Raw genomic sequence first — 25,641 nt, forward strand, 5'->3', positions numbered from 1 at the left:
TAAGAAGTCGCCGGCGCTGATATTTAAGCGGAGTAGGCGACTTGTTTTGTAGGTTTGATGAGGCAATTTAAAGTACGTCTTTACATCACATCATTTAAATATACTCACTTAAAATACTATGAGCTAAATGCCGCACGATTTTGTTCGATAAATAGCTTAAGTGTTGTCAGCGGTCTACCAAGTAGTGCCTCACCATCAGGGCTGACAACAGCTGCATGGTTATCAGCGAATAAGTTAAATAGTTCAACTAACCCCTCTGCTTGCCATTGTGGCCAACCAGTATCAAGCAACGAAGTCAAAGTGGTTTGATTATCTGGTGAGATATGAGCGACTTCTGTGTTTAACACTTCACTGAAAGCATTGGCTATATCAACACCACTTAATAGCTCAGGGCCTGTGATATTGTAGGCTTTATTTTTGTGTACGTTTGATGTTAATACATTGGCTGCTATTTCGCCGATGTCAGACACCAGTAGAGGTGCGAATTTACCCTCTCCAGTGCCAAGGTAAAGGGCCCCTTGTTTGATGCCATCGGCCCAACCAAATAAATTATCTTGAAAGAAAATAGTACGTAGATGTGTCCAGTTCAGCCCTGACTCCTCTAAGTACTTTTCTCCAAAGCGGAATTGGCGGCCAAACAAAATGGCTTCATATTCTGCGCCAAATACTGAGTAAAACACAAAGTCCTTAACTGATTGCGACGCTACAGCTGCGTCAATAACCAATTTAGCATGTTGCTCACGTTCAAATACGTTTCCTGTGATGTAAAAGACTTTATCTACGCCTTGCATTGATGCGGCCAGCGTTTTTGGCTGTTCAATATCCATGATGCGAGTTTCAAGGTCAGGAAACTGAGTTCTTAGCGCTTGGGCTTTTTCATTACTTCGTACGCCAGCAATAATGGTGTCTTGTAGGTCCGTTTTTGCGAAAAGGGCTTTGATAGTTGCAATACCGTTTAGACCAGCAGCACCGATGATAAGAATATTAGACATAAGTATTTCTCCAATTTATTTAGTTTTTGCTTTGATGGAGTTATCTTATGTTTAATTTTTTAGATTGAACATTTCTCAAATTAGCGCTATTTATTCGTTTACATGGAATGTTTTGGTTTGTCTAATCGTTTTTTGAAACGCATCACCTGCTTATCGTTTTGTTGGAAGTGGAGAAATGGCTTTGAAAGATGTCACAAAAGCATCGTTTATACAAAGTGCTTGAGAGGAGGTGCCGTTATTGGAAGGGCACTTCTTCAAGAGATTAAAAATCGGTTTATTATCCTGGCTTTCAATAAAAGCTAAATACTGTTGCTATATAAGTGTCGAGAGATCAATTTGATTGAATGAGGTTTACTTGTTCTCCGGTCATATAAAACAAGCCGCAAAACAGGCTATATTTTAAACATGATGTTTACTCAGTTCTTGCTGCGCTTAATCTGATTTTACGAATGACGTGTTCGAAAAATTCAAGAAGTTGGATTAGCTATACTGAGGTAACCTTATTAATACCAAATATTGAAAAGTCGTTTATATCAATAATACGGCTATTTTAACTGCTAAAAGGTAGAAATATGTACGATGATTTGACACTTGAACACTTTATGGAAGGACTTGTAAAGCGTAACCCACATGAACCTGAGTTTCATCAAGCAGTAAAAGAGGTGGCGGAGTCTGTCATTCCGTTCATTAATAAAAACCCTCAATATAAATTGGCGCATATTCTTGAACGAATGACTGAGCCGGACAAAGTGGTTTCATTTAGAGTTTCATGGGAAGACGACGACGGTCATATTCGTATAAATCGAGGTTATCGCGTTCAGTTTAATAACTCAATTGGACCGTACAAAGGGGGATTGCGTTTTGACCCTTCGGTTAATTTGAGCGTTTTAAAGTTTTTAGGGTTTGAGCAAACATTTAAAAACAGCTTAACAACATTGCCAATAGGTGCAGGCAAGGGGGGCTCTGATTTTAACCCTAAAGGGAAGTCAGATCGCGAGATCATGCGTTTTTGCCAATCATTTATGACGCAGCTCTATCAACACATTGGGCCAAATATGGATGTACCTGCTGGTGATATTGGTGTGGGGTCTAGAGAGATCAGTTACTTATTTGGCCAATATAAACGATTAACGCATCAGTTTGAAAGCGTGTTAACTGGTAAGTCGCTTGAATTTGGTGGTAGCTTGATTCGTACTGAAGCGACTGGCTATGGCAGTGCCTACTTTATGCAAGCGATGCTCGCGCATCAAAAAGAAGAGATTGCGGGTAAGGCATGCTTAGTTTCAGGTTCTGGAAATGTTGCATTGCATTGCGCCGAGAAAATCATCCAACTCGGTGGCAAAGTACTGACGCTGTCTGACTCAAGCGGTACTCTATATGTCGCTGAGGGCATAGATCAGGCTAAGTTGGATATAATTAAAGATGTCAAAACAAGGCAACGAAAACGTCTTAGTGTACTGACAGAGCAGTTCACTTGTGAATTCTACAAAGGTAAAAAGCCATGGCATATTCAAGCTGAACTTGCATTCCCATGCGCGACTCAGAATGAACTGACTGTTCAAGATGCTCAAACTTTGGCTGACAACGGCTGTATTGCGGTTTCGGAAGGGGCGAATATGCCATGTACGCCAGAAGCTGTGCAAATATTTGCTGAGCGCGGTGTGTTGTACGCGCCAGGAAAAGCGTCAAACGCGGGTGGGGTTGCAGTATCTGCATTGGAGATGTCGCAAAACAGTATTCGTATGTCTTGGTCTGAGCAGGAGCTAGAGCAAAAGTTACATGACATAATGCAGCAAATTCATGACCAGTGCGTGAAATACGGCAGCAAAAATGGCCAAGTTAACTACGTAGATGGCGCGAATATCGCAGGCTTTATTAAAGTTGCAGATGCTATGCTCGCGTATGGTGTTGTTTAGTTTTGAGTCAAAAAAGTGTGCATTGGTACTCTGACTTAGAGACTAGTAACGTAAACTGGTGGTTTATAGCTCCCTAAATAAGGGAGCTTTTCAGTTTGTGTTTATATCTCTTTTAAAATACAAGGTTTAGTGCCACACTGGCCGTGCGGTTGTGGATTTATTTCAACAAATGCGGCATCAAGTGTGGTGCTTTCGCACAGACCGGTATGTTTTAGTGTTGAATTGACTTGAAGCGTTTTCCATGAGTTTCTATCGACATAATGCAATTCCGAGTCTTTATAGCTTCTATTATACACAAACTGTAAGCCGCTGTAGTACTGGACCAGTGGCTGGCCAGAACAGTCTTGTGATGTGAAATGTAGATCCCTTAGAGAGACGTCATTGGGTCTAAATTGTCTAAAATGGTTACTCTCAGCAGATGGTGCTAGATCCCACACTGGACCTGAATTTATATAACGAAGGCCAATAACGCGCCCAATTTGAGTTACACCATCACCTTTATATAACATGGAAATACCTTTGTAGCTATCTGGTGCCGTTGGTGCAATCGCTAAAGAAATACTTTTAGCTCTCTCTATATCAGCCTCTATCATACAATCCATTGCACTTTTTACGGACACTGGTAGCTTTCCTGCAATTGCAGTAATGAGCAGAGAATACATAGCACGTCCAGATTCAGTGCTTAAAGAGAAGCTATAAAGGGATTTTGTGGTTTGTGCTACACAGCTTGGTAACTGGTGGATTTTTTCACTGCCAATGGAAAAGCGAATATTATTACCGTCTACGTTCAACGACGTAATTTGGGATGAAGAAAGTGCATGAGCACTGAAAAAAGTTAAAGCGAAAGGGGTTATATATTTTATCATGTTCATTAATGTTATTTTTAATATAGTCAATGATGCCATATTTTAAAGTTTATATACAGAAGGGTTTTTAGGGTTTTATTATTTTTATACAGTATAATGATTGCTGATTTTTTTGGTTTTTAAATCGCGTCTAAGAAGGGAGTTATGAAATATATTTATGGAGTTTTATGTGTTTTAGGGGCTGTGTTACCTTATTGTGCGTTTATTCCTTGGCTTGCTGAGAATGGGCCGAGTTTTTTGCTGTTATACTCTCAAATCAGCACAAATCCACTGTCTTCAATGGCATGGTTAGATGTTATTGTTTCAGCCTTTGTATTGGTGGCTTTCATTATTTACGAGGGGAGGCTGTTGAAAATGAAAAAATTGTGGTTGCCTATTGCAAGTACATTTATTGTCGGCGTGTCTCTTGGCTTGCCACTATTTCTATTATTAAGAGAATTTCATTTGCAAAAGTTGAGAGCGCACAGCTAAAACCTGAGGTCCAAGTACAAACTGACTTTAGCCATAAGATATTTTTGTAACCTAGTGAGCGTTGTGACCATGTTCAGAAGTAAAAATATGATCTATATATGAAGAATCACATTCTTTGCAAGGCCATGTATTTTCATTTTATCTCTATAGTGTTAGCTTAATAGTTGCTTTATATACAATGGAATTTCAATAAAGGGATACTGATATGAGAAGAATACTTACCGCTCTGCTTGCTTCATCAATTTGCTTACCTACTTTCGCTAACGAAACTACCCACAAAGACTGGATAGCCAATACAGGCGGTGACGAGTATTATTTTGCAGCCACGGTCAATAATAGTGATCATGTTTTTGGCAAATACTGTTACTTTGATAGCCAGCAATGCCTATACCTTCTTAGCGTTGATATTACATGCGATAAGGGTGAGCGTTATCCAGTACTTGTCAATGCTGAGTCGGGTTCGTTAAACGTCAACCTCGTTTGTGGTGATGAAATTGACGAGCAGAATGTGATGATTTTCGATGACTTTGATGAAATTGAAAGGACTACCAAAGGCAGTAAGCAATTTGGTATTGCGATCCCGATGGAAAGTGGTCAGTTTTTAGTGTCTCGATTCAGTTTATCAGGCGCAAAACGCAGTATAAATATTATGACAAGAAAGGCTGAAAAGCGTTTAGCCGAGCTGAGCTCTGATAGTGAGATGTTGTAAATAAGGTTTTTTAATCCCAAATTCAACATGCAAGTACACCTCCACGGCTTCCATATTAATATTGACACCTTTAATCATATTAGTATGAAGCTGCATTACTTTAAACGGCATCCATGTTAATTAATTTGGATGCCGCCTCTGTATGATGAAAGTTTGAAAATCATACACCCAAGTTTTTCCATCTATTCACATAGTGGGTCAAGTTTTATTCTTTTTTCAGCCTTTTTATTAATATTTACGGTGTTTAAACTTTGTTCGTGTGAGGTTTTTATTTAATATTTGTGGATTTTTAAAATTATAACTGACAGAATATAGCCGAGTTAAAAATAAAAACCTTATAATTGGAAAATAAGAAGTTTATATTAAGGAAAAATATGAAAAAGTTAGTTGTTTTAATCGCGGGTGTTTTATCTGCAGGTTCAGTATTTGCAAATCCATCGGTAACGGAAACCTTTGGTGCCACACAAGACCTATTGGTCAATGAAGATGTGAAAGAACTGCAAATTGTTGATATAAACTCTGACAACAGAAAAGATCTTGTTTGGACAACAAGTAAAGGCGCTGTCAAATATAAGCTTAGGAATAATGACGCAATTGCTTCGCTTGAAACCTTGCCAGGTACGCGTTGGCGTTTGGAATATACAATGAATGGTCAAGTTAAGTTTGTAAGCTTTACTACCGGTGGTGGTATTATTGAAACAGATAATGACAAAGTATATAAAATCAATAAGCTATCCATGGGAGAGGCGGGCGAGCTTTGGTTCTGTACACCGCTTGTAAATGGTCTCGACAGAACAGACTGCGCTTGGCATTACAAAATCACTGATATTTTACCTAACGTCATGATTGGTACAGACCAGCGTACAGGCGCTAAGTGGGTAGCTAACAAAATTGTAGCGGAATAATTGTTCAACATATAAAGGTAGTTTAATTACTTAAATACCTATTTAGCACGGTTTTTACCGTGCTTTTTATTTTACGAACAATTTCACTGACCAAAATCGGTTAACTTAATACCAAATCTATTTATTTCATAAAGAGTTCGACGACTTCTTTTTTAGCTGAGATTCGAGCTCGGATTACAATTTTTTCATTGTCTATATCACTAATATTTGAAAAGTTACTAGGTAGTTTTCCTAATATTTTTAGAGCACCGTTAATTAGATTATATGACCACAGTTCGCGTTTATTATTAGTACCAAAAATCGTGTTTTCTTTAATGATAAATTGCTGCTCATCTGCACCATAGCCGTTTAAAGCTGTTATTTGTTCCGCTTCTATCGCGCCTGACAACCAAAACCTATCCATATGGTCTGTATAAATAAGCTGTCCTTGCTCTGATTTATCGGCCCAATTGACGCGTTTATCCGTTAATAGCTGTGCTTCGTTTGTCTTGAGGTCGTATTCCATTAGCTTTTTTGTGCCTCGTACGTTGGCAAATGCCAGCGCAATATGACCTGTTTTGTCCCAATGTAATAGCTCAATAATGGGGTGTTGGGTGTGATGCTGAGTTTGCTTACCATCAAGTTGCAATTGTATAAGCTGATTATTAACGCTTACGAGTAAATCGGTTCCGGCATGAGACCACTTCATTGCAGATATATCGCTATCTATCGGGAAATTCGATAATTGTATTGTCGTATGTCCGTCATACAGCCAAACTTGGTCTTCTCCTGAGCGGTCTGACGATAAAGACAGTAGACTTCCGCCAGGTTGTAAAATGCCCGTGTTATCAGACATCGTTGAGCGCGCAACTATATAGTCATCTAATTTATTGTGTGCTTTAGACAACTCTGTGAATGGAATTGCAGCAATATCGAAATCAAAAGTCCCTTTTATGACCAGCGCTTTGCTGCCATCCGGGTGAAAACTAGGGGAGAAGGCCGGTTGATCTAGTGGCATACTCACATTGCGCACCGTGCCATCAAAAGAGAGGGTGAAAAACTGTCGCCCTGTACTAAAAATAAGATGATCTTTAATTGGTGAGAAGTTGGCATACACATTAATATGCCGGCGTGCCTCTGGGGTAAATATAATTGGGTTACTTGAAAGTAATTCGCCGCTCGAAGTGAGGGTTTCTATATAATGCTGGCTATCTGCATGGATGCTGATAACCGCAAATAAGTCGTCTTTTGGCGAGTAATCGTAGTAGATAATATTCCCATCGGTGACGTTATGAATAATACGGCTTTCATTTTTATCAGGAGAATAGCTTATTAGCTGCCATTGAGTAGACTCTCGCTGCAACAGGGCGATATTGTTGTTGTTCAACCAATGAGGTGATCTGATCTCTGAGTTTTTGCACTCTAACAAAATGTTCATAGGTTGCGGTGCTTTTAGTGCTTCAGCAAACTCCATACTCATTAGCTGATAGCACTTTTTTTGTACCACGGGTTTCTCACAGTTCATGGTGCGAATAAACACGAGCTCTTTGCCATCTGGTGAAAAACTATGGCTTCCATAACTGTCTATATGCTCTGTCAGTTTGTGCTCTTGCTTGGTTGTTAAGTTTTTAGCCCAAATATTATTAACGCATTCTTCCTCTGAAAATCGATGAAACATAATATAGTTGCCATCTGGCGAGTAGATACTTGCAAATTCTTTACCGTCAGAGGCTGTTAGAGCCCGAATTTCACCTACGGAAAATAGTTGAGGTTCATCTTGTGTTGCAAAGTGAACTCCAACGAAGCTGCATAGTATGATAAGGATAAAAAGTAGTAGTCTCTTTTTGTTCAAATATACGACAGCGTTAGGAGAGGCATGCTCGTGGTTAGCAGGCGCGACATGATGCTTTGAGGAGTCCGTGTCTACTTGAACAGGAACTTGCTCTGAATCACTGAGCCATTTAACCTGACACTCTAAACTATAACCTTGTTTTGAATGTGTCTTGATATAGATTTGTTCTTTGCCATCATCACCTAGGGCTTTGCGAAGTTGTGCAATGCAGCGTTGCAAACTATTAGGTGAAACCACGGTTTCAGGCCAAACTTTTGATAGCAGAACCTCCTGGCTGACCACTTCGCCTTGTTTCTGCGCCAAGTAAGTCAGTACGGATAACGCTTTAGGCGCGACAACTTGCGGCTGTTGATTTTGTGTGATCTGATTTCTGGATAAGTCGACATAAAATTCACCAACCCAATATTGCTTTGTCATAGAGCCTCTATTTCACTTGTTTTGTTTTTATTATTGAATGAAACGCCATCAGAATACCGATGTTAGATATAAAATTCAAACAGGTAACTATCTGATTGATATATTTAAAATTTCTAGAAGAACCGTAATCAGTGTGTGTTTACTGGTCATTTCTTCAGTTTAAGCACTTAAATCGACTGAAAAGCCAAACGAGGAGGCGCAGGGTTTTTATTGTTGGTTTTATGAGATATTAGGGTACTTAAGAATGTGTTGCGTATCTAAAAAACACCGCACTCTGCCTGTTAAATACAGTGTGAGTGTATATTCTGAAGAAGTGTTAGTTAAAACACTTAGGAAATATGGATATGTGACACTTAGTGCGTTGTTATACCTATTTTCCTAAGTTATGAGTTTTATAATATCCAGTTTAATTCTAAGGTTCTGATTTTATTTTTTAAAAAAAATCATTGGGCTGTGATATTGTCTAAAATGTTATTAAGCAATTAGATAAGATAGTTGCTGAGATATTTAATCTTGTTTTGCCATTTGTTTTAATGCGTTTATAAAAGGAAAGGGTTTATGCTAAGAGTCGGTTTTGGCGTGGTTTTATTTTGTTGGGGAATGATGGCCTATGCAAACACCAGTCATCCTTTAGCTGCTTGTATGTCTTTACATGAAATTGCGGCTTCAACATTGGAGCAAAAATCACTGGGCCAGCCTAAGCAAGTGCTCTTGGCAAGATTGTCACCAAAACAAGTTTTAGCACAATCAGAAATGACCAATCCCGCAGACATTATTGCCTTTAATATGCATGAAATAATCGACGAAGTATATGACTTTCCGCCACTCCCTATGAATATATACGGACAGTATGTTGTGGAGAAGTGCATTAGGCGAGTTGATAACTTGCCGATAGCATCTTATGAATTGATACATCCAAAGTTACAGCAATGTATGAAGAGTGTCTCTCGTCGAGCAATAGCTGATTGTGTCACTGATGTGCTTGTTAATACTCAACAGCACCAATAAATTTAATCCGCTTAATTAAGAACCTTCAACACCTTTTTATATTGAAAATATTGGGCCTATTGGTTTTGAGCTTAAAAAGTAAAATCGCGCACTTGTGTGTTGTCTATTGCGCGATTAATTTTATACTATTTAACTTTTACTTCTATTTATGCACAGTGAATAGGGTGTGTAGTAGGGCAAGCGCAGCCAGTTTCATAAGGCAAATTTGATGGGCAAGTGCCATCATTATATGTATTTGGTGCACAACCAATTGTTCTCCAAAAGCCACCTGCGATAATGGGTGTTTGCACATTCGCAAGTTCTTTTTGTTGACTAAGGTTTTTCAATTTTTTCTTATTTATTTCATGAACTTTCCTTATTTTAGTTTTTAGTGATGTACATTAAATCTTTTGTTTAATTTTTTACGCCATGGTGCTTTAGAAAAGAGCTTGTAAAACCCCAGAAAATCAACATTAAGTTAACCGTTGCGTTATCTTTTAGCAGGGCTATTTTGATATAAATAAGAGGGTGAACGAAAGTTTAAGGTCACTTTTTTGAATCTGTAATTAAAATAAATCGAGCTGTTGTTTCTTTATCTCAAAAGTATCACTACCCATATTAATCTTGATATTCTCTATATAGAAACTTTATCGCTTAATTAAATACTAAAGAAATTATCAGAAATGCCGATAGTCTTTTAGCGAGTGAGCATAAGGAGATCACAATGCACATCAAATCCGCTCTAAATATAAATTTGGCTGACTCGAAGTCGTTGGCAACAAATACTCGAATTGAAAAGTCTGAGAAGCTGGAACAAGAGCAAATTGCAAAAGTTTACGCGCCGCGTTATCCAGAGCCGCAACCTGAGTTATATGACCCTTACATGCGCGCGAAAAAGCACAAAGTACACATTATTAATATGTCCAACCCTGATGCTAATAACGTACCTCAATACCGCTATGGTGATCTCACTGAATTAGAAGATATTGACGCTTACTTGACCCATGAAGATAGACTGAGTACCGAGCAAAAGGACTTGCTTCGAACACATATTCCCTCGAAAGAGCTTCTTTCACTTATGGATAAAATGGATGATGAAACACTTGAGCAATTTGTGGGCGTTTTAGCTAAGTCGTTTCGATTGGACGCATTTATGGGGGCTGGGATCAATAAAGAAAAATCTCAGGAACTGATATCGTTACTTAACTCAATGACGGAAGAAGAGATCCAAGATACAGTCAGTACACTTGCTGCGCTTTCTGAGCAGGAAGAAGAAAATATTAAAATGTTTGTCTTTTTAGATGACGAGTTTGACCACAGCAACACTTTGTTTAGACCATTCTCAGAAGTTGCCGATTACAAGCAGCTCGCGATGGAAAGTCTACACTTTTCAAAACTCACACACCAGTATGTGGATTTATTGTCTAAAAACCGATATTCACAAGGCGAAATGACCTCTATTAACCAGCATTTAAAAGAAAGTACTCGGGAGCAAAGTAAAGGGATTCTTGATATGGCAAGCCATGTCAAAAATAATGATAGGACATCATTTGTTGCGATGCTGGATGAGGCTGATAAGAGCAGTGAAAACAATATTTTTTCTTATGTCAGTAAGCTTGTTGACCTAGAGGAATATACCAGTGGGTATGAGAGCTCGCATGGCGGTCATGTTTTATTTACAGACAAGATGGAAACCGAATCAGAGCGAAGAGAAGTATACAGTAATTTGATAGATGCTTATGAGAAGCAAGGTGTTGGCTGGATGCAGGATGTCATTGAGCATATTCATGAAACACCTCCTCAGATACAGTCTGATATTTGGAAACAAATCAATGACACAATTGAAGATAATCCGGCTTTGTTTGAAAAGTCGGACTCTGTGGAGACGTGGATGAAAATAAACTTATCTTCGATTCAAAGGGAATTTGAAAATCAGCAGATAGACCAAATTTATGATGCCGCTGAAAATCTAGATGTACCAATTGATGTTGGCAGGTTGAGCTGGGTTTATCATGAAACTTTACGTGTTAATAAATAACACGTTCTTGGCTAGACACAGGAGTATACCTTGCATTGGATACTCCAACTAACTAACTATTAGTGAATTTTAATGGCGTTTATATTGCTAGAGTTTAATAATGTACACTTCATTATTTTTGCCTGTACCGGCATACAGTGTACGTTCATCTGCTGACAAGCTTAAAACCGAAACACCACTTATTTTATTATTTTTGAACTGCTTAATATGTCTCTTTAAAGACAATTTCCCACTTGATGGAGACAGTCCATAGACTAAAATGCCTTCGCCGGCTTCACCTGCAGCAAACAGCATATTCTGCTTGCTTGAAAATGCGATACAGCATGCACCGCTTAAGCTTGTTGGTGCTGGACTTGAGAGGGTTTGGTGGTGCACAAATGTATCTGAGTTGTTTTTCTTGAATACGTTAATGTTATTGCTTTTGGATGCGGCAACGAATAAAAATTGATTATTAGGACTGATTAATATTTGCTGTGGGTTTTGCATCGCATCAATGTTGTTTGTGCCGTGAGCTAGTGTTTGAGCTAACCCATATTTGCCATCTGTGTCCTTTTTCAATACTGACACTTTACTTTCTTCAAAGCCATTTACGTACAGCCAATTTGCGTCGCCAGACTGACTTATGGAAGTTGGCCTTCCCCAATTTATTTTCGGCAGTAGCAGGCCATGAGGGGAGAGCACTCCTGCGCGATCAATGTTAAAAACTGATACTGCATTACTTAGGTAGCTAGCAACATACAAGGTATTATTTTGCTCAGAAAAGTGCGTGCTCCATGCACCGAGTAAGCTTAGCGTATCTTTATGTTTTACTTTTTCATAATCAGAAAAAGCTTGCTTAATATTAATATCATTGCTCAACGTTTGCACATGCTCAAAGTATCCACTTTTATTACGTTTAAATGATGTGAGCGATCCACTGTAAAACGAGGAAACGATGGCAACGTCATTTTGTTCTATGTATGTTACATCTGATGCACCTTCGAGTGCTAAGGTCGGATATTTCGAACTAGAGAAACTCTGTAAATAACTGAATTGACTGTCACGATTTTCTCCAAAAACAGACAGCGAATTACTGTCTCCGCTGGCGATCAACAGTGTGCGGTTGTTCGTTAAGGTGATATCACGAGGGTTTGCAATTTCTTGATTCAAGTTCTCTGAATGTCGGAGGATCTGTATTGCTTCGAGCTCACTCGATTTTTTATTCTGTGGGAGCGCTTCAGTCTGGCCTGATATAGTTATAATTAGAAGAGGCGCTAAAATTCGATAATACATAAAATCTCTTAATGGTATGGAGTAGTATGATTGAAAATCGATTTCATATAATCATGGATAGAGGTTTTAATCAACTGACTCATTTTTTACATTTTTATGATTAGTCATCCCTATTAAACTTGCTATTATATATTCTAAAGGCTTTTGACTTTTCAAGTTAGAATATTAGTCGACTAAAAACTAAAGGAGTAGTGAATGGAGTTTAATTCTTTATATGTCTTTATCATCGCTTGCTTGGCGATTAACCTGATCCCAGGTCCAGATGTGATCTATATTGTCTCAAACACTATGAAGGGCAAAGTCATAGATGGTTTTAAAGCAGCAGCTGGATTAGGCTTTGGCTATGCGTTTCATACAGCAGCGGCTTGTTTGGGCTTGTCGGCAATTATTTTAAGCTCGGCTGTATTGTTCAACCTAATAAAGATTTTAGGTGCTGTGTACTTATGCTATTTAGGTGTGAAAGCTTTAATTTCAATGTACCAAGGTAAATCTAGTATAAACTTGGAGACAAAGAACGAGCGCGAGAGCAATGTTTTGCTGCAAGGATTCATTGTCAGTGTCTTAAACCCCAAAGTTGCTTTGTTTTTCTTATCCTTTTTACCACAATTCATAAATCCAAATAGCGAAACGGCAACCCAAAACTTACTTATCTATGGTCTGATATTCAGTGGTTTAGCGACTTTTTGCAATATTATTTATGCCCTGGCCGGGAGTTGGGTGTTTGGTCGACAGAGCAGCAAGCGTTACACGCGGGTACTTGAGGGCGTTTCTGGGGTAATTTTAATTGGTCTGGCAGGGAAAATTGCCATTGATGGCAAGTAAGCCCGTCGCACTTAATATGAGTCAGAAAAACTTATTCATAATGGAAGTTGATGATGAAAAGTAAGGTATTAAATATTTATAGGTGTCTGCTACTAGCTAGTTCGTTATTTTTACTTCTACCAAGCTTGGTTCCAGGCGCCATGTCTGTCCTCGCATTTTATGCCTCATTGATTGTACTCCTGCTGTCTATCATGACAGTTCAAGGTCATGTTTACTGGTGTTTTAAGCTAGTTAGCATCACTGTAGGTTTAGGCATGTTGCTAGTGAACGATTACCTTAGGTTGTTTGCTGGGCTACCATCTGAATCCTTGTCCGGTAAGTTAGTGATGTACTCTGTTTTTATTACTATCGTTCTTTTTGGCATTAAGCGAGTTAGGGGCATGCGCGCAAATAGCGCGCAATGATGTATAAGCGCCAGCAATTAAGCTGGCTCCTTTTTGTTATAAAGGCTGATTTAGAACAGAGGCGATAATGGCGATACCTTCGATGAAGTTACCTACACGTAAATTTTCATTCGGGCTGTGTTGGTTGTTATCAGCATTTACGCTAGGCACAATGGCCGCAGGGATTTTTAAAGTATCTATAATAGGTGCGATTGGGATTGATCCTCCTCCTGAACGAAGCACAATGGGTCTTTCTCCATAGAACTTGGTCAATCCCTGTATGGCCATCTTACCGGCAAGGGAGTTTGGTTCACTGCGGAATGCGCCGTAGACAGGCTTTGATTTCATTGTCACAATGTATGGATGTGCCATGCGCTCTTTGTGTGTAGGTACACGGTCAATGACGTAGTAACCTAAAGATTCAATATGGTTTCTAATGAGCGAGATTAAGCGCTGTGGGTTGGACTCTTTTACAAGTCGGATATCAATCTCTGCGATTGCTTTATCGGGAACTATGGTTCTAGCCTGTTGCTCTACCCAGCCACTCTGTAGTCCTCGAATATTCAAAGAAGGGAACTGAATAGACTCTTGTAGCGTATTTCCAACCTTATCGTGAACAGAGAACCCTAGTTTTTGTTTTAATTGCTGTTCATCGTCAGGCACTTTACTTAATAACTCTCTTAGATCAGCACTGATAGTACTCCCTTCGTAGAAGTTGGGTATGAGCACGCGTCCGTCTTGTGATTTCATAGAACCTAAAATTTGCGATAGATGGAGTGCAGGGTTTGGCGCATAATTGCCATAATGCCCACTGTGTTGTGGTTTGTAAGGTCCGTATGTTGTCAGTTGAACTGTTGCGATCCCTCGAGCACCGAGTGTGACAGTGGGCTGATTCGAGTAATGTGGCGGTCCATCAAATATCAACAACATATCCGCTTTTAGCTTTTGTTTATGGCGAATGATAGCAGCTGGCAAATTGGGGGAGCCAATCTCTTCTTCCGTATCCATGATAACTTTTAGGTTGTAATTTAAAGGGCCTTGCTGTTGTATCAAATCTAATGCAACTAAAAATTGTGCAATAGGGCCTTTAGAGTCGGCTGCTGATCGAGCGAAGATCCTCAAATCAGGGTCCATACTCTGAGTTAGGTATGACCAAGGTACAACTTGCCAGCGACCGTCATTCTGCTGTTTTTTTAGTACAGCTTGATATGGATTTGGTTGCTGCCATGCTTTTGGGTCGACCGGTTGACCGTCAGCTTGTAAGTAAACTAAAACGGTTTTCTTTGCGTTTGGGTTGATGCGCTCTGCGTATACAAGTGGGCTGCCTGACATGTCCAAGGTGTGAGATTCAAACCCACGTTGATTGAATGCATGGATCAGCCATGAAGAGAGCTTTTTTATGTCTTCTTGGTTGTGTGTGTCATTTGGCAAACTGAGTAAGTTTTTATATAGCTGAACTGCCTGCGGTGTTTGTTTTATTACTTGTTGGTATAAAGCCTTGTCATATACAACACCAGAAGCATATGCAGTTATTGGTAATAGGCTAGATAAAGTTGATGCCCATAAAAATATCGTATTTATTACTTTTTTCATCCTTAATGTCTCTTTTTTGTTTTACTATAAAGTCCACAGTTAGTTATTAATTGTAATGCTGACTGTGTCAATGAAAATAAAATAGATTTTGTCTAGCTTAGAGCTCGGATGATTCATAAAAATAATAAGGAACAATCATGAATATAGCCAAAGGCTTTATATGTTTCATGGCTTTATACTCTGGAGCGGTATTTGCCAGTTGCAAGAATAATCATGAGCAAGTGAATGTAAATGGCACTTGCACAAAGATACAAACATATAAAAGTGATAAATTGACCAAATCACCGATTCTTTTAGTTTCTTTACATGGAGATTCACCGTTTTCTGGCCCAAGCTATCAATACTTTTTTGCCTCAATACTTGCTAAAAAAGTAGACAACCTGGTTGCCGTGGGCCTTTTAAGGCCAGGCTATACAGATGCCATGAACCAAACGTCTGATGGAGAGCGAGGCCAAACAAATGGTGAGAATTATAGTGACGATCGAGTAGAGCAAATTGCACAAGCAATCAGTGCATTAAAAGCTCGGCATAATGCAGATAAATTAATTGTTGCTGGTCATTCAGGTGGCGGCGCAATTACCGCAAAAATTGTCGCCCAATTCCCTAGGTTAATTGACCATGCCTATATCGTGTCTTGTCCGTGTGACATTAATGAATGGAGAAAATACATATCTGACACGCGTGGCTGGCGTCAATTTAAGGGAGATATTGATGTCACATCTCCGGTTGAATTGGCAAAACACATACCAAAATCTACCAAAATAACATTGCTGGTTGGACAGCAAGATGATATTACCAAGCCTCAGTTAACACTTGATTATAAAAACGCGTTAGATAAGCATCATATTGACAATGAATTAGAAGTGATTGCTGGTGGACATGACATTTTTTTATTCCCAGAAGTAACGTCACACTTAACGAACACTATTCAAAGTTATAACCAATAACAAAGTGGGCGTTTAACGGCCTTCATAACTTGAAGGCCATATTTTTTTGCAGACACTTTTTACAAACAGCAGTACATATAAAATCAGTGTGTGTAAACAGAATTAAAACCGAAGGCGCGAGTTTGAACTTGAAGTGAACAGTCATAAAAACGCGAAAAATAGTCACTATCGACGGTCTTAAACCTTTCTGTAAAGATGCCAGTTAAAATAGACAAGCCTACCTAAAACTGACATCAGGTGCTGAGCAGTTTTATAATTGAACTGAGGTAGGACTCGATAACAGCTAACTAAACAGCAGTTACACAAAACTGATTTCTAGGTTTAACAAAACTTCGGGTGTGTGAGGCACTCCGGCTCTAACACTGAATACGGAGGGCGGAACTTCACAGGATCTTGGTTTTCTATATTTACACCGCCAGCAATATGTGGTGTTGCATCATTTATAATTGCCTTGTTGTTAGATAGGCTTTTAATGCTCTTTTTAATTAACTTCATTTTTTATCCTTAAATATGTTGGTTGTATTAAACTTTAACTTTCAGATTTCAACCATTATTTTTTCTAAAGATTTAGACTCAAAATTAACTAAACCTATTGGCTGAGTTGACTATTATATATTCAAATTTAATTTTAACTCTTATCTTTTCAACACTTTAAAGTGAATGAATTCTGAGCTTTTAATGACAGAATCCTCACAAAAAAATTACCGCATAGAGCGGCTGCTTTTCATGGTGCACTTTTAGGTATTAGGGCTGTGCAGGGGAATCGGAATTTAATTTTTATAATTACAGCGATATGTGTGTAGTTTGACGTTTATTGATAGGTATAGGGAGCATGCAGCTTGAAAGCTGGTGTACGCACAGCATGAACGTTGCGACATGTGTATTTTAGTCGATGGTGAGTTTGGATTCGATGTTGTTTTTAATCATCAATGTCAATGGCTTGTCTTAAAATAGACAAGCCATTGAAGCAGATTGACGGATGTAATAGATCAGAGGCATTAAATGATTACGTAATTGTGTGACTGCGTTTTAATTCGTTGATGATGGCATTCGCAAGAGGAGAGGCCGAATTGTTTTTGGCGGTGATCAATGAAACCGGAATGGTATACGCATATTTTTGCGGTAATATGGCTTTTAAAATGCCTTTATCAACCCAGTAACTGGCGTAGTGCTCGGGTAAGTAACCAATAAATGCACCAGATAAAATTAAATGTGCAATCCCCTCATCATGATAAGCAATGGCAGTATTCATATAATTTAGCCCATCATTTCTGACCTCTTTATCTCGCATATAGTTACTTGAGACAACTTCTGCACTTTTAAGCAGTTTATTGACCTGCGATGGCTTGCAGTCAAATAGAGGGTTATCTTTGGCACAATATAGAAAGTTTTTTTCATCATAAAGGGGAATATACTCAAGGCCACGCAAATGATGCCGGCTGACGCCTAATCCTACGAGAGAACGCCCGTTAATCACCGAGGTCTCAACCTCTTTTGCTTCACATACATTGATATCAAATTGAATATTGTCGCTTTGTGTTTTCAATGACGCGATGGCATTTGCTATTCCACACCGGGGATCGCTGGCCATGGTGTCGATTACTGCAATGGTTACACGCCCAGATAATTCATTCTTAGAGCTCGCAACCGTTGTTGCAAATGCCTCACACTGTTGTAAAAGTTCAAGAGAGGCTTGGTATGTAATACGACCGGGCTCTGTGAGTTCAAAGCCGCCTCGACCGCGTTTGCACAGCTTTATCCCAAGCCTTACTTCTAAGTCCGATAAGTGTGAACTAATGGTAGAGCGGCCAATGTTTAAGCGAGATTCTGCGGCGGATAGGCCTCCAGATTCGACTATGGCCACAAAAATCCTCAATAGTCGTAGGTCAACGTCATGAACTTGCATAGGTTTTCTCCTAAAAGCAGCGCACTAACTGGCTAAAAAGTGGTTGGAATTTAAAACTGGCGTTATTTTAGTGGAAAGTTTGCCAAGGTAACACCATTAAGTTTGATAAAATCGGAATGAATTACGATTATCTATAATTTATAAAACATCATTACAGCGTTAAAATTGCGCCATCAAGCACATAGTTGCTTAGGAAAAGCATATATTTAGGAGAATAAGATGACGTTTAGATATGGTGTAGATCGTCTGAACCTTGATATTGTAAACGGCATAGCCGATGGCAGTATTGAAGCAGAGCTTTGTCAGGAAGCATTAGATAAAATTAACAAAAGCCGCCAACGAGTAGACAAGATGGCAGCGTCTGATAAAGCAGTATATGGTATCAATACTGGTTTTGGTCCGCTGTGCGACACGCAAGTTTCCCCTGAAGAGACCAAACTTCTGCAAAAGAACCTACTAATAACGCATGCCGTTGGTGTGGGTAACCCAATTGCGAAGCCTATCTCTAAGCTAATGCTTATCACTAAAGTACACGCACTTAGCCAAGGCTTTTCAGGCATTCGCCTAGAAGTGGTTGAGCGTATGCTTAAGTTTATTGAACTAGACATTATCCCAGTTGTGCCAGAGCAAGGCTCTGTAGGCGCATCAGGTGATCTTGCGCCGCTTTCTCACTTATTCTTACCTTTATTAGGTGAAGGTGAGTTCTGGGTAGGTGATGAGATCCAACCAGCAGCTAAAGTACTTGCAGATAACAATTTAGAAGCTATGGATCTTGACTCAAAAGAAGGACTTGCGCTTATCAATGGTACACAGTTCATCTTATCTCATGCCATTACTGGTTTGACTAAAATGCGTTACTTATTAGACCTTGCTGATGTAGCCGGTGCGATGAGTATTGAAGGCATGCAGGGCAGTGAGCAGCCATTCCGTGAAGAGCTACATGCTATCCGTGCATTTGAAGGTAACATTGCAGTTGCAAAACGCATGCGCCGTTTATTCAAAGATTCACAGAATATGGCTGATCACGAAGAGTGTGATCGCGTTCAAGACCCATATTCACTTAGATGTATCCCGCAGGTGCACGGCGCATCGCGCAACGCATTTAACCATTTAAAAGAGCTTGCTGAGACAGAAATGAACTCAGTGACAGACAACCCAATTGTTATCAGTGAAGAAGAAGCCATCTCTGGTGGTAGCTTCCACGGCCAGCCTTTAGCAATGGTACTTGATTACGCGTCAATTGCAGCCGCTGAGCTTGGTAACATCTCTGATCGTCGTTGTTATTTATTACTTGAAGGCTTACACGGACTGCCTCGACTTCTAACCACATCAGGTGGTCTAAACTCAGGTATGATGATCCCTCAGTATACGACTGCGGCCTTGGTAACAGAAAACAAATCTCTGTGTTTCCCACCGTCTGCTGACAGTGTACCGACATCGATGGGTCAAGAAGACCACGTATCAATGGGCAGTATTTCAGGTCGTAAGTTCAACCAAATCTTAGGGAACCTTGAAAAGATTTTTGCAATTGAGTTGATGTATGCAGCGCAAGCGGTTGATTTTAGACGTCCGAATACATGTTCAGATATTATTGAACAGAATCACGCCTTGATCCGTACAAAGGTCGCGAAACTTGAAGAAGACAGACTACTTAAGCCAGACATCGATGCCATGGTTGAGTTTGTTAAGTCACAAGCATTTACGGTTACAGTGAACTAAGGAAATCCGACATGAATTTTCAAGAACAAATAAAGCAGGGTATCCCTAGCGTATTGCCTGAAGCAAAGCCATATCCGGCAGGGGCAAACCGTGCGCCAAAGCGTAAAGACATTTTAAGCCCAGAAGAAAAGCAGCTAGCAGTTAGAAACGCGCTGCGTTACTTCCCAAAAGAGTGGCACAATGAACTCGCTACTGAATTTGCACTAGAGCTAAAAGATTTCGGTCGTATTTATATGTACCGCTTTAAGCCTAATTATGAGCTTAAGGCGCGTTCAATTTCAGACTATCCAGCTAAATGCGAGCAAGCTGCGGCAATCATGTTGATGATTGACAACAACTTAGATCCGGCAGTTGCACAGCATCCAGAAGAGCTTATCACTTATGGTGGTAACGGTGCAGTATTCCAAAACTGGGCACAATACTTACTTGCGATGAAGTACTTAAGTGAAATGGAAGAAGACCAAACACTTCACATGTACTCTGGCCACCCGATGGGATTATTCCCGTCATCAAAAGATGCACCACGCGTTGTCGTAACAAACGGTATGATGATCCCGAACTACTCTCAGCCAGATGATTGGGAAAAGTTCAACGCACTGGGTGTAACACAGTACGGCCAGATGACAGCGGGTTCTTTCATGTACATTGGTCCTCAGGGCATTGTACACGGTACAACTATTACGGTAATGAATGCATTCCGTAAAGTACTTGAAAAGGGCGATAGTCCAAAAGGCAAGATCTTCTTAACCGCAGGTCTTGGCGGCATGAGTGGTGCACAGCCTAAAGCAGGTAATATCGCTAACTGTATTACTGTATGTGCAGAGGTAAACCCGAAAGCAGCGATTAAACGTCACGAGCAAGGTTGGGTGGATGAATTAGTCGACAATATGCCTGATTTGGTTGCACGTGTTAAAAAAGCACAAGCAGGCGAAGAGGTGGTGTCTATTGCATTCATCGGTAACATCGTTGATGTATGGGAGTCATTCCTAGCAGAAGATATTTTTGTACACCTTGGTTCTGACCAAACATCTCTTCATAACCCTTGGTCAGGCGGCTACTACCCAGTTGGGATCAGCTATGAAGAGTCAAACCGCTTAATTCGTGAAGAACCAGAAGTATTCAAAGAAAAAGTACAAGCGACACTTAAGCGCCACGCAGACGCTGTTAACAAGCATACTGCTAAAGGCACTTACTTCTTCGATTACGGTAACGCGTTCTTACTTGAGTCTTCGCGCGCTGGTGGCGATGTGATGGCCGCAAACGGTATCGACTTTAAATATCCGTCTTATGTTCAGGATATTTTAGGCCCAATGTGTTTTGACTATGGCTTTGGTCCATTCCGTTGGGTGTGTACATCAGGTAAACCTGAAGATTTAGACAAGACTGACGCAATTGCTGCAAAAGTGCTCGAAGAGATCATGGCTGAATCTCCAGAAGAAATTCAGCAGCAGATGCAAGACAACATTACTTGGATCAAAGACGCAAAAGAAAACAAGCTGGTTGTTGGCTCGCAAGCACGTATTCTTTATGCGGATGCCGAAGGCCGTATCAAGATTGCCAAAGCATTTAATGACGCTATTGAGCGTGGTGAAATTGGTCCAGTTGTGCTTGGTCGTGACCATCACGATGTATCTGGCACTGATTCACCATTCCGTGAAACATCTAACATCTATGATGGCAGCCGTTTTACAGCTGATATGGCGATCCACAACGTTATCGGCGATGGTTTCCGTGGCGCTACTTGGGTTTCAATTCACAATGGCGGCGGTGTTGGCTGGGGTGAAGTTATCAATGGTGGCTTTGGTATGTTGTTAGATGGGTCAAGCGATGCTGAACGTCGACTAGAATCTATGCTGCTATTTGATGTCAACAATGGTATTGCACGTCGTAGCTGGGCGCGTAACGAAGAAGCTAATTTTGCAATTAAACGTGAAATGGCCAGAACGCCGAAATTGAAAGTAACACTTTCGAACAACGTGGATGATGATATTTTAGATAATTTATCTCTATAACCGCATTTTAATATAGAGCTTAAGGCAATCTTAAGCTCTATATTTTTGCTCAAAAACCCCCCGCCCAGACAAAATATACATTTCTATATCCTCAGCTACATCTTCTTCGATAACTTAGGTGCGTGTGAAAGCTCACTTATTGCTCGATCAAATCTAATCATTAAGTATTTAAATAAGAAAATACTCTAGTGAGTTTTATCTAATAATAACGTACTGGTTTTGTAACGAAATGAGAAAATTTATTCCCATTTTATGCTGATGTGTTAAATCCGCTCAAAATAAAGACATTATTTAATTAGTAAATTCAAAAAAATGGCATAATAATGAAATATAAATCCATGTTTTTGATCAAAAAAGTATAAAATTTCACATAAATAAGGTTTTTAAGGATGAAAAAACCTGATATCGTGTCTGTGTTGAATGTAACTAACCAAAGGAAATTATAATGTTACTTAAATTAAGCAAAAAGAAAGTAAAAAACCTAAGCGCGTCTAAAAAGTCGCTTAATAATCAACAGACACCTCAGGTTGGTGGTGGACAAACTTTTGAAACAATCGGTTGCTTACCAACCGTGAAGTGCCAGGTTTCTTGGCAGTGTTATTCAGACGACTGCTAACGAAAAAAACAAGCATTGCTTGTGTTTGTAAATATCCTTAACCCTTGTCGTAGGTCTTAATTGACCTACTTTCAGTTTTAAAACTACGCTTTTCATTTCTTAGATATAAACTTCATATATATTTTAATTGGTCTTTGTTAAACAAGGTTTCAATCTAGATTTGTTATTGCCTGTGCTGAGTAAAGCTCGACAAGTCCAATGAGTGAGTTTATGAATACCAAGGCGTACGCGCGGTTTAAAAGTAAAATAAAGGAATAAACATGGCACTAAGTCAGATTAAAAATGTGGTTTTTGATATAGGCAACGTTGTTGTTCGTTGGTCTCCTGCGGAAATTATTAGACTGACGTTCCCTGATTCACAATCTCAGGAGCAATTAGTACAGTCCGTGTTTGGCTCTAACATATGGCTAGATATCAATAAAGGCATGCTGGGTGAGTACGAGACTAAGCAAAAGTACCAACAAGCACTTGGATTTAGCGCACAAGATACAGAGCGCCTATTTTACTACATCAAGCAAACGCAAATTCTACTCTATCAAGCAACAGATCTTATTTTACAGGTTAAGCAAGCGGGATATGGCGTATATGCACTGACAGATAATGTGCACGAAACGGTAGAATTTTTAAAGCGAACCTATGATTTTTGGGGCCTTTTTGATGGTGAGATAATCTCTGCTGATTTAGGTGTTTTAAAACCGCAACCAGAGATTTATCACGCGCTGTTAGAGCAATATAAATTGGCCTCAAATGAAACAGTGTTCCTCGATGATATGCCACATAACGTTGCTGGCGCAAAGGCGGTGGGTATGGAGGCGATACAATTTGAGAGTGTAGAGCAAGCCCGAAAAGCCTTATATGCTTTGGGGTTAGTATTTTAGAATCGTTTTTACGTCGATTTGCAGCTACTTTTGCATATTATAGCGATATATAAATGTCGATATTAAAATGCATTTAACTTTTATTTAATCCAGTCGATATAATAAAAGAAATGGTTGTAAGGAAAACGACATGAAAATAAATTCAGGTGTTGGAGCGTTAATAAACGCACGTAATACTGCTATCGATAAAACGCTCCAAAACACTTCCCAAAGCCCAGAAAAAATTACAGAGCAAGACCAACAGATTATACTCAAGAATTCAACGCCGATTAATTCTGAGGCAGAAGCGCTACGAGGTAAATCAGACAATGGCAAACTTGTGACTCTGATCTACACGCGAAGTGGTCGGTTAGATCTGCCCAAAAGATATGAGGAGCATCGAGAGCTGCTTGAGAGAGTCATAAACTCGGCAAGTAAACTGTATTTGCATGATACGCCAGCAGCGGCTGATAGAATGGCGGAGCAGTATGAGTCGATTTTGGCGTCTTTACGCGAGGAGATCCCTCAGCTTGATCACCTAAGTTGGGGTTTTTCTATAGATACATCAGGGAAACTCATTGCAACAGGCCACCTAAATCAAACGCAAAAAGAGATTGTAGAAGAGGCGTTGAACAGTAATGAGAAATTGGTGAATGCGGCGCAAGATTTTAAATACCATTTCTTAGAAGGGCTACAAATAGAAAGAGGAAGCGTGGGTACTAGTCAGTATTGGGGAAAATATGATGTTAATGAAGAAAACTTTGCTGACATTATCGATTTTAAAGAAATGTTTGAACAAAGCTGGAGCTCAGCGGAACAGATAGAGTCCTATGGCTACCTGATAAATAAGTGGGAGTGGACTGCGAACATTGCCGATCAATTACAGGCAAGGGCAGAGCCGAAATTTGCCAAATGATATATCTACAGTAAAAACACAAACAAAGTAGCTCAAGTAGCTCATAACATAATGAGTTTTCCACTGTTTTAACATAATAAATACCAGCTTGATTTTAGCTAAGGTTTTACTGGTATTCCTTAGCATTGTTATATGCGCATGGAGCATAAATAAAAAGGGAGGTTTCATAGCAAATTCAACTTTAACTTATTTTTATGTGCATCTGAATAGTATTCGGAATTTGTCACATATCACTGTTATACGACAATTGTCGTACTTTAACGATTTGTAACTTGGTGACATCTGATTAACTTATTGTTATGGTTGAAGGTATTAAAGTGCGTATCTGAAAAGCTGTTGTTATGCGGCAGATATGATGCTGTTGTTATGCGACAGATATGATGCTGTTGTTATGCGACATTTGTCGTAGATAAAAATGTTAACCATCTACTCGACTTCAGTAGCAATTATAAGGAATGAAAGTGAAACAAAACCCTTTCTCATTTTACGATTTTTTAGGCTATATGCTCCCTGGAGCCGTGTTGTTATACATAGTAACATTCGTATTCGGAGTAGATGATCTAGTCACTAGATTGAGTTTAGAAGACACCAGTAACTCTACTGCAAGTCAATTGCTGAGTTTTATACCTGCGGTTATTTGTTCGTATTTACTCGGCCATGTGTTGGCTATAGGCTCGTCTGCATTAATTGAAGCATTTACAAACTATGCTAATGGCTACCCGTCCGAGTTCCTTTTTGATGTTAAGCCGGCAGCTTACCTATCAAGTGATACATGTGGTGGGCAACTTGGTCGTATAGTTTTGTGGCTTCTTATTTTACCGATTTCAGTCTTCAAGTTAGTCTTGAAAGACACTCTAAAAATCAAAATGTTTAATCAAGCTAAGTCACTTCCAAAGCCGCTCCGAGAGGCTACTTTTAAGAAATGTACAGCTATCCTAAGCGAAGATATCAAAGTGGACACTTCACAAATGAAGTTAGAAAACGGGATCGATGGGGATTATTTGAGGCTTCTTTATCACTTTGTCTTTGAAAATTCGGAAAGGCATTCGGGAAAACTACAAAACTACGTGGCACTATACGGGCTAACGCGTAATGTCTCGTTTGTTTTTATTGTGCTTTTTTGGGGCGCAGTCTATTCATACTTTTTTGCAAGCCAACTCAATATTGGGTTAGTGCATATTGGTTCATTTGCTACGCTAGCTTATGTTTTTTATATCGGCTTTGTTAAGTTCTATCGTAGGTATAGCTTAGAGGCTGTAATGGCAGCGAGTGTGTTCAGTAAAAAAGATGGTTAACAAGGCATTTAAGAGTGATTCACAACGCTTGGCGGTTTCGCTTCGCTCAAGTATAGCCAAGCGTTGCTCACACCTTAATGCGGCGTTGGTATGACTCCCTCTGTCAAGTTATACACACTGATCCTTGCCTAACTTTAAGCCATAATTTCCTAACTCGAATTAGAAAGAGTT

General features: G+C 39.5%; 22 protein-coding genes. 15 read left to right on the top strand and 7 right to left on the bottom strand.

Translation table 11 applies throughout. The features are described from left to right. Nucleotides 1-116: 116 nt before the first annotated feature. Nucleotides 117-992: an SDR family oxidoreductase gene (locus N477_RS20845; RefSeq protein WP_063361182.1), complete on the bottom strand. Its 876-nt coding sequence runs from the start codon at nt 990-992 to the stop codon at nt 117-119. A 572-nt stretch (nt 993-1,564) separates the two neighbouring features. Between N477_RS20845 and gdhA the strand changes: the two genes are divergently transcribed. Beyond that, nucleotides 1,565-2,908 (top strand): NADP-specific glutamate dehydrogenase, encoded by a 1,344-nt coding sequence (gdhA, locus tag N477_RS20850; protein WP_063361183.1) that lies wholly within the window; start codon nt 1,565-1,567, stop codon nt 2,906-2,908. A gap of 101 nt (nt 2,909-3,009) precedes the next feature. Here the strand turns inward: gdhA and N477_RS20855 are convergent, their stop codons facing one another. Next, entirely contained in the window at nt 3,010-3,780 is a 771-nt protein-coding gene (locus N477_RS20855; protein WP_063361184.1) for a hypothetical protein, read from the bottom strand. 138 nt (nt 3,781-3,918) lie between these two features. On the opposite strand from N477_RS20855, the gene N477_RS20860 reads away from it, so the two are divergent. The 3 genes from N477_RS20860 to N477_RS20870 all read left to right on the top strand — a co-directional run bounded on the left by N477_RS20860 (nt 3,919) and on the right by N477_RS20870 (nt 5,859). After that, a complete protein-coding gene (locus tag N477_RS20860) occupies nt 3,919-4,245 on the top strand; it encodes a DUF2834 domain-containing protein (protein WP_063361185.1) in 327 nt (108 codons plus the stop codon). A 205-nt stretch (nt 4,246-4,450) separates the two neighbouring features. After that, nucleotides 4,451-4,954, top strand: coding sequence for a hypothetical protein (locus tag N477_RS20865; protein ID WP_063361186.1), 504 nt, complete (start codon nt 4,451-4,453; stop codon nt 4,952-4,954). 374 nt (nt 4,955-5,328) lie between these two features. Further along, complete coding sequence (locus N477_RS20870) at nt 5,329-5,859, top strand: hypothetical protein (protein WP_063361187.1); 531 nt, start codon at nt 5,329-5,331, stop codon at nt 5,857-5,859. Between the two features lie 121 nt (nt 5,860-5,980). Here N477_RS20870 and N477_RS20875 read toward each other — a convergent pair whose 3' ends face one another. Continuing rightward, nucleotides 5,981-8,107 (bottom strand): winged helix-turn-helix domain-containing protein, encoded by a 2,127-nt coding sequence (locus N477_RS20875; protein ID WP_063361188.1) that lies wholly within the window; start codon nt 8,105-8,107, stop codon nt 5,981-5,983. Between the two features lie 558 nt (nt 8,108-8,665). Here N477_RS20875 and N477_RS20880 point away from each other — a divergent pair. Then, nucleotides 8,666-9,115, top strand: coding sequence for a hypothetical protein (locus tag N477_RS20880; protein ID WP_063361189.1), 450 nt, complete (start codon nt 8,666-8,668; stop codon nt 9,113-9,115). A 703-nt stretch (nt 9,116-9,818) separates the two neighbouring features. Beyond that, entirely contained in the window at nt 9,819-11,132 is a 1,314-nt protein-coding gene (locus tag N477_RS20890; RefSeq protein WP_063361191.1) for a hypothetical protein, read from the top strand. Nucleotides 11,133-11,219: 87 nt separating this feature from the next. Here the strand turns inward: N477_RS20890 and N477_RS20895 are convergent, their stop codons facing one another. Further along, entirely contained in the window at nt 11,220-12,404 is a 1,185-nt protein-coding gene (locus tag N477_RS20895) for a beta-propeller fold lactonase family protein (RefSeq protein ID WP_063361192.1), read from the bottom strand. 195 nt (nt 12,405-12,599) lie between these two features. Between N477_RS20895 and N477_RS20900 the strand changes: the two genes are divergently transcribed. Together N477_RS20900 and N477_RS20905 are read left to right on the top strand one after the other, a co-directional pair. Continuing rightward, nucleotides 12,600-13,226, top strand: a complete 627-nt coding sequence (locus tag N477_RS20900) for a LysE family translocator (RefSeq protein WP_063361193.1) — start codon at nt 12,600-12,602, stop codon at nt 13,224-13,226. Nucleotides 13,227-13,276: 50 nt separating this feature from the next. Then, nucleotides 13,277-13,630: a hypothetical protein gene (locus N477_RS20905; protein ID WP_155731979.1), complete on the top strand. Its 354-nt coding sequence runs from the start codon at nt 13,277-13,279 to the stop codon at nt 13,628-13,630. A gap of 36 nt (nt 13,631-13,666) precedes the next feature. Here the strand turns inward: N477_RS20905 and N477_RS20910 are convergent, their stop codons facing one another. Next, nucleotides 13,667-15,202: a M20/M25/M40 family metallo-hydrolase gene (locus N477_RS20910; protein WP_063361195.1), complete on the bottom strand. Its 1,536-nt coding sequence runs from the start codon at nt 15,200-15,202 to the stop codon at nt 13,667-13,669. 137 nt (nt 15,203-15,339) lie between these two features. On the opposite strand from N477_RS20910, the gene N477_RS20915 reads away from it, so the two are divergent. Further along, on the top strand, nt 15,340-16,149 hold the full coding sequence (locus N477_RS20915; RefSeq protein ID WP_063361196.1) for an alpha/beta hydrolase family protein: 810 nt from the start codon (nt 15,340-15,342) through the stop codon (nt 16,147-16,149). 321 nt (nt 16,150-16,470) lie between these two features. Here N477_RS20915 and N477_RS26170 read toward each other — a convergent pair whose 3' ends face one another. Both N477_RS26170 and N477_RS20920 read right to left on the bottom strand, forming a co-directional pair. Then, complete coding sequence (locus N477_RS26170; protein ID WP_155731980.1) at nt 16,471-16,644, bottom strand: hypothetical protein; 174 nt, start codon at nt 16,642-16,644, stop codon at nt 16,471-16,473. Between the two features lie 511 nt (nt 16,645-17,155). Next, entirely contained in the window at nt 17,156-18,055 is a 900-nt protein-coding gene (locus tag N477_RS20920; RefSeq protein WP_063361197.1) for a LysR family transcriptional regulator, read from the bottom strand. A gap of 219 nt (nt 18,056-18,274) precedes the next feature. On the opposite strand from N477_RS20920, the gene hutH reads away from it, so the two are divergent. The 6 genes from hutH to N477_RS20945 all read left to right on the top strand — a co-directional run bounded on the left by hutH (nt 18,275) and on the right by N477_RS20945 (nt 25,470). Next, nucleotides 18,275-19,774, top strand: a complete 1,500-nt coding sequence (gene hutH, locus N477_RS20925) for a histidine ammonia-lyase (protein WP_063361198.1) — start codon at nt 18,275-18,277, stop codon at nt 19,772-19,774. A gap of 11 nt (nt 19,775-19,785) precedes the next feature. Continuing rightward, nucleotides 19,786-21,786 carry a urocanate hydratase gene (locus tag N477_RS20930; RefSeq protein WP_063361199.1) on the top strand — a complete coding sequence of 667 codons (2,001 nt, stop codon included), beginning with the start codon at nt 19,786-19,788 and terminating at the stop codon, nt 21,784-21,786. 445 nt (nt 21,787-22,231) lie between these two features. Beyond that, on the top strand, nt 22,232-22,402 hold the full coding sequence (locus tag N477_RS26175; protein WP_155731981.1) for a hypothetical protein: 171 nt from the start codon (nt 22,232-22,234) through the stop codon (nt 22,400-22,402). Nucleotides 22,403-22,662: 260 nt separating this feature from the next. Beyond that, on the top strand, nt 22,663-23,280 hold the full coding sequence (locus N477_RS20935) for an HAD family hydrolase (protein WP_063361200.1): 618 nt from the start codon (nt 22,663-22,665) through the stop codon (nt 23,278-23,280). Between the two features lie 130 nt (nt 23,281-23,410). Continuing rightward, on the top strand, nt 23,411-24,175 hold the full coding sequence (locus tag N477_RS20940; protein ID WP_063361201.1) for a hypothetical protein: 765 nt from the start codon (nt 23,411-23,413) through the stop codon (nt 24,173-24,175). Between the two features lie 461 nt (nt 24,176-24,636). Further along, a complete protein-coding gene (locus tag N477_RS20945) occupies nt 24,637-25,470 on the top strand; it encodes a hypothetical protein (protein ID WP_063361202.1) in 834 nt (277 codons plus the stop codon). Nucleotides 25,471-25,641 lie beyond the last annotated feature (171 nt).

Source organism: Pseudoalteromonas luteoviolacea H33-S, from assembly GCF_001625695.1.
GTDB classification, from domain to species: domain Bacteria; phylum Pseudomonadota; class Gammaproteobacteria; order Enterobacterales; family Alteromonadaceae; genus Pseudoalteromonas; species Pseudoalteromonas luteoviolacea_B.

Excerpts from the sequence above, each read along its gene's own strand:
- N477_RS20845 (WP_063361182.1), bottom strand. The coding sequence starts at position 992 with ATGTCTAATATTCTTATCATCGGTGCTGCTGGTCTAAACGGTATTGCA.
- gdhA (WP_063361183.1), top strand. The coding sequence starts at position 1,565 with ATGTACGATGATTTGACACTTGAACACTTTATGGAAGGACTTGTAAAG.
- N477_RS20855 (WP_063361184.1), bottom strand. The coding sequence starts at position 3,780 with ATGAACATGATAAAATATATAACCCCTTTCGCTTTAACTTTTTTCAGT.
- N477_RS20860 (WP_063361185.1), top strand. The coding sequence starts at position 3,919 with ATGAAATATATTTATGGAGTTTTATGTGTTTTAGGGGCTGTGTTACCT.
- N477_RS20865 (WP_063361186.1), top strand. The coding sequence starts at position 4,451 with ATGAGAAGAATACTTACCGCTCTGCTTGCTTCATCAATTTGCTTACCT.
- N477_RS20870 (WP_063361187.1), top strand. The coding sequence starts at position 5,329 with ATGAAAAAGTTAGTTGTTTTAATCGCGGGTGTTTTATCTGCAGGTTCA.
- N477_RS20875 (WP_063361188.1), bottom strand. The coding sequence starts at position 8,107 with ATGACAAAGCAATATTGGGTTGGTGAATTTTATGTCGACTTATCCAGA.
- N477_RS20880 (WP_063361189.1), top strand. The coding sequence starts at position 8,666 with ATGCTAAGAGTCGGTTTTGGCGTGGTTTTATTTTGTTGGGGAATGATG.
- N477_RS20890 (WP_063361191.1), top strand. The coding sequence starts at position 9,819 with ATGCACATCAAATCCGCTCTAAATATAAATTTGGCTGACTCGAAGTCG.
- N477_RS20895 (WP_063361192.1), bottom strand. The coding sequence starts at position 12,404 with ATGTATTATCGAATTTTAGCGCCTCTTCTAATTATAACTATATCAGGC.
- N477_RS20900 (WP_063361193.1), top strand. The coding sequence starts at position 12,600 with ATGGAGTTTAATTCTTTATATGTCTTTATCATCGCTTGCTTGGCGATT.
- N477_RS20905 (WP_155731979.1), top strand. The coding sequence starts at position 13,277 with ATGATGAAAAGTAAGGTATTAAATATTTATAGGTGTCTGCTACTAGCT.
- N477_RS20910 (WP_063361195.1), bottom strand. The coding sequence starts at position 15,202 with ATGAAAAAAGTAATAAATACGATATTTTTATGGGCATCAACTTTATCT.
- N477_RS20915 (WP_063361196.1), top strand. The coding sequence starts at position 15,340 with ATGAATATAGCCAAAGGCTTTATATGTTTCATGGCTTTATACTCTGGA.
- N477_RS26170 (WP_155731980.1), bottom strand. The coding sequence starts at position 16,644 with ATGAAGTTAATTAAAAAGAGCATTAAAAGCCTATCTAACAACAAGGCA.
- N477_RS20920 (WP_063361197.1), bottom strand. The coding sequence starts at position 18,055 with ATGCAAGTTCATGACGTTGACCTACGACTATTGAGGATTTTTGTGGCC.
- hutH (WP_063361198.1), top strand. The coding sequence starts at position 18,275 with ATGACGTTTAGATATGGTGTAGATCGTCTGAACCTTGATATTGTAAAC.
- N477_RS20930 (WP_063361199.1), top strand. The coding sequence starts at position 19,786 with ATGAATTTTCAAGAACAAATAAAGCAGGGTATCCCTAGCGTATTGCCT.
- N477_RS26175 (WP_155731981.1), top strand. The coding sequence starts at position 22,232 with ATGTTACTTAAATTAAGCAAAAAGAAAGTAAAAAACCTAAGCGCGTCT.
- N477_RS20935 (WP_063361200.1), top strand. The coding sequence starts at position 22,663 with ATGGCACTAAGTCAGATTAAAAATGTGGTTTTTGATATAGGCAACGTT.
- N477_RS20940 (WP_063361201.1), top strand. The coding sequence starts at position 23,411 with ATGAAAATAAATTCAGGTGTTGGAGCGTTAATAAACGCACGTAATACT.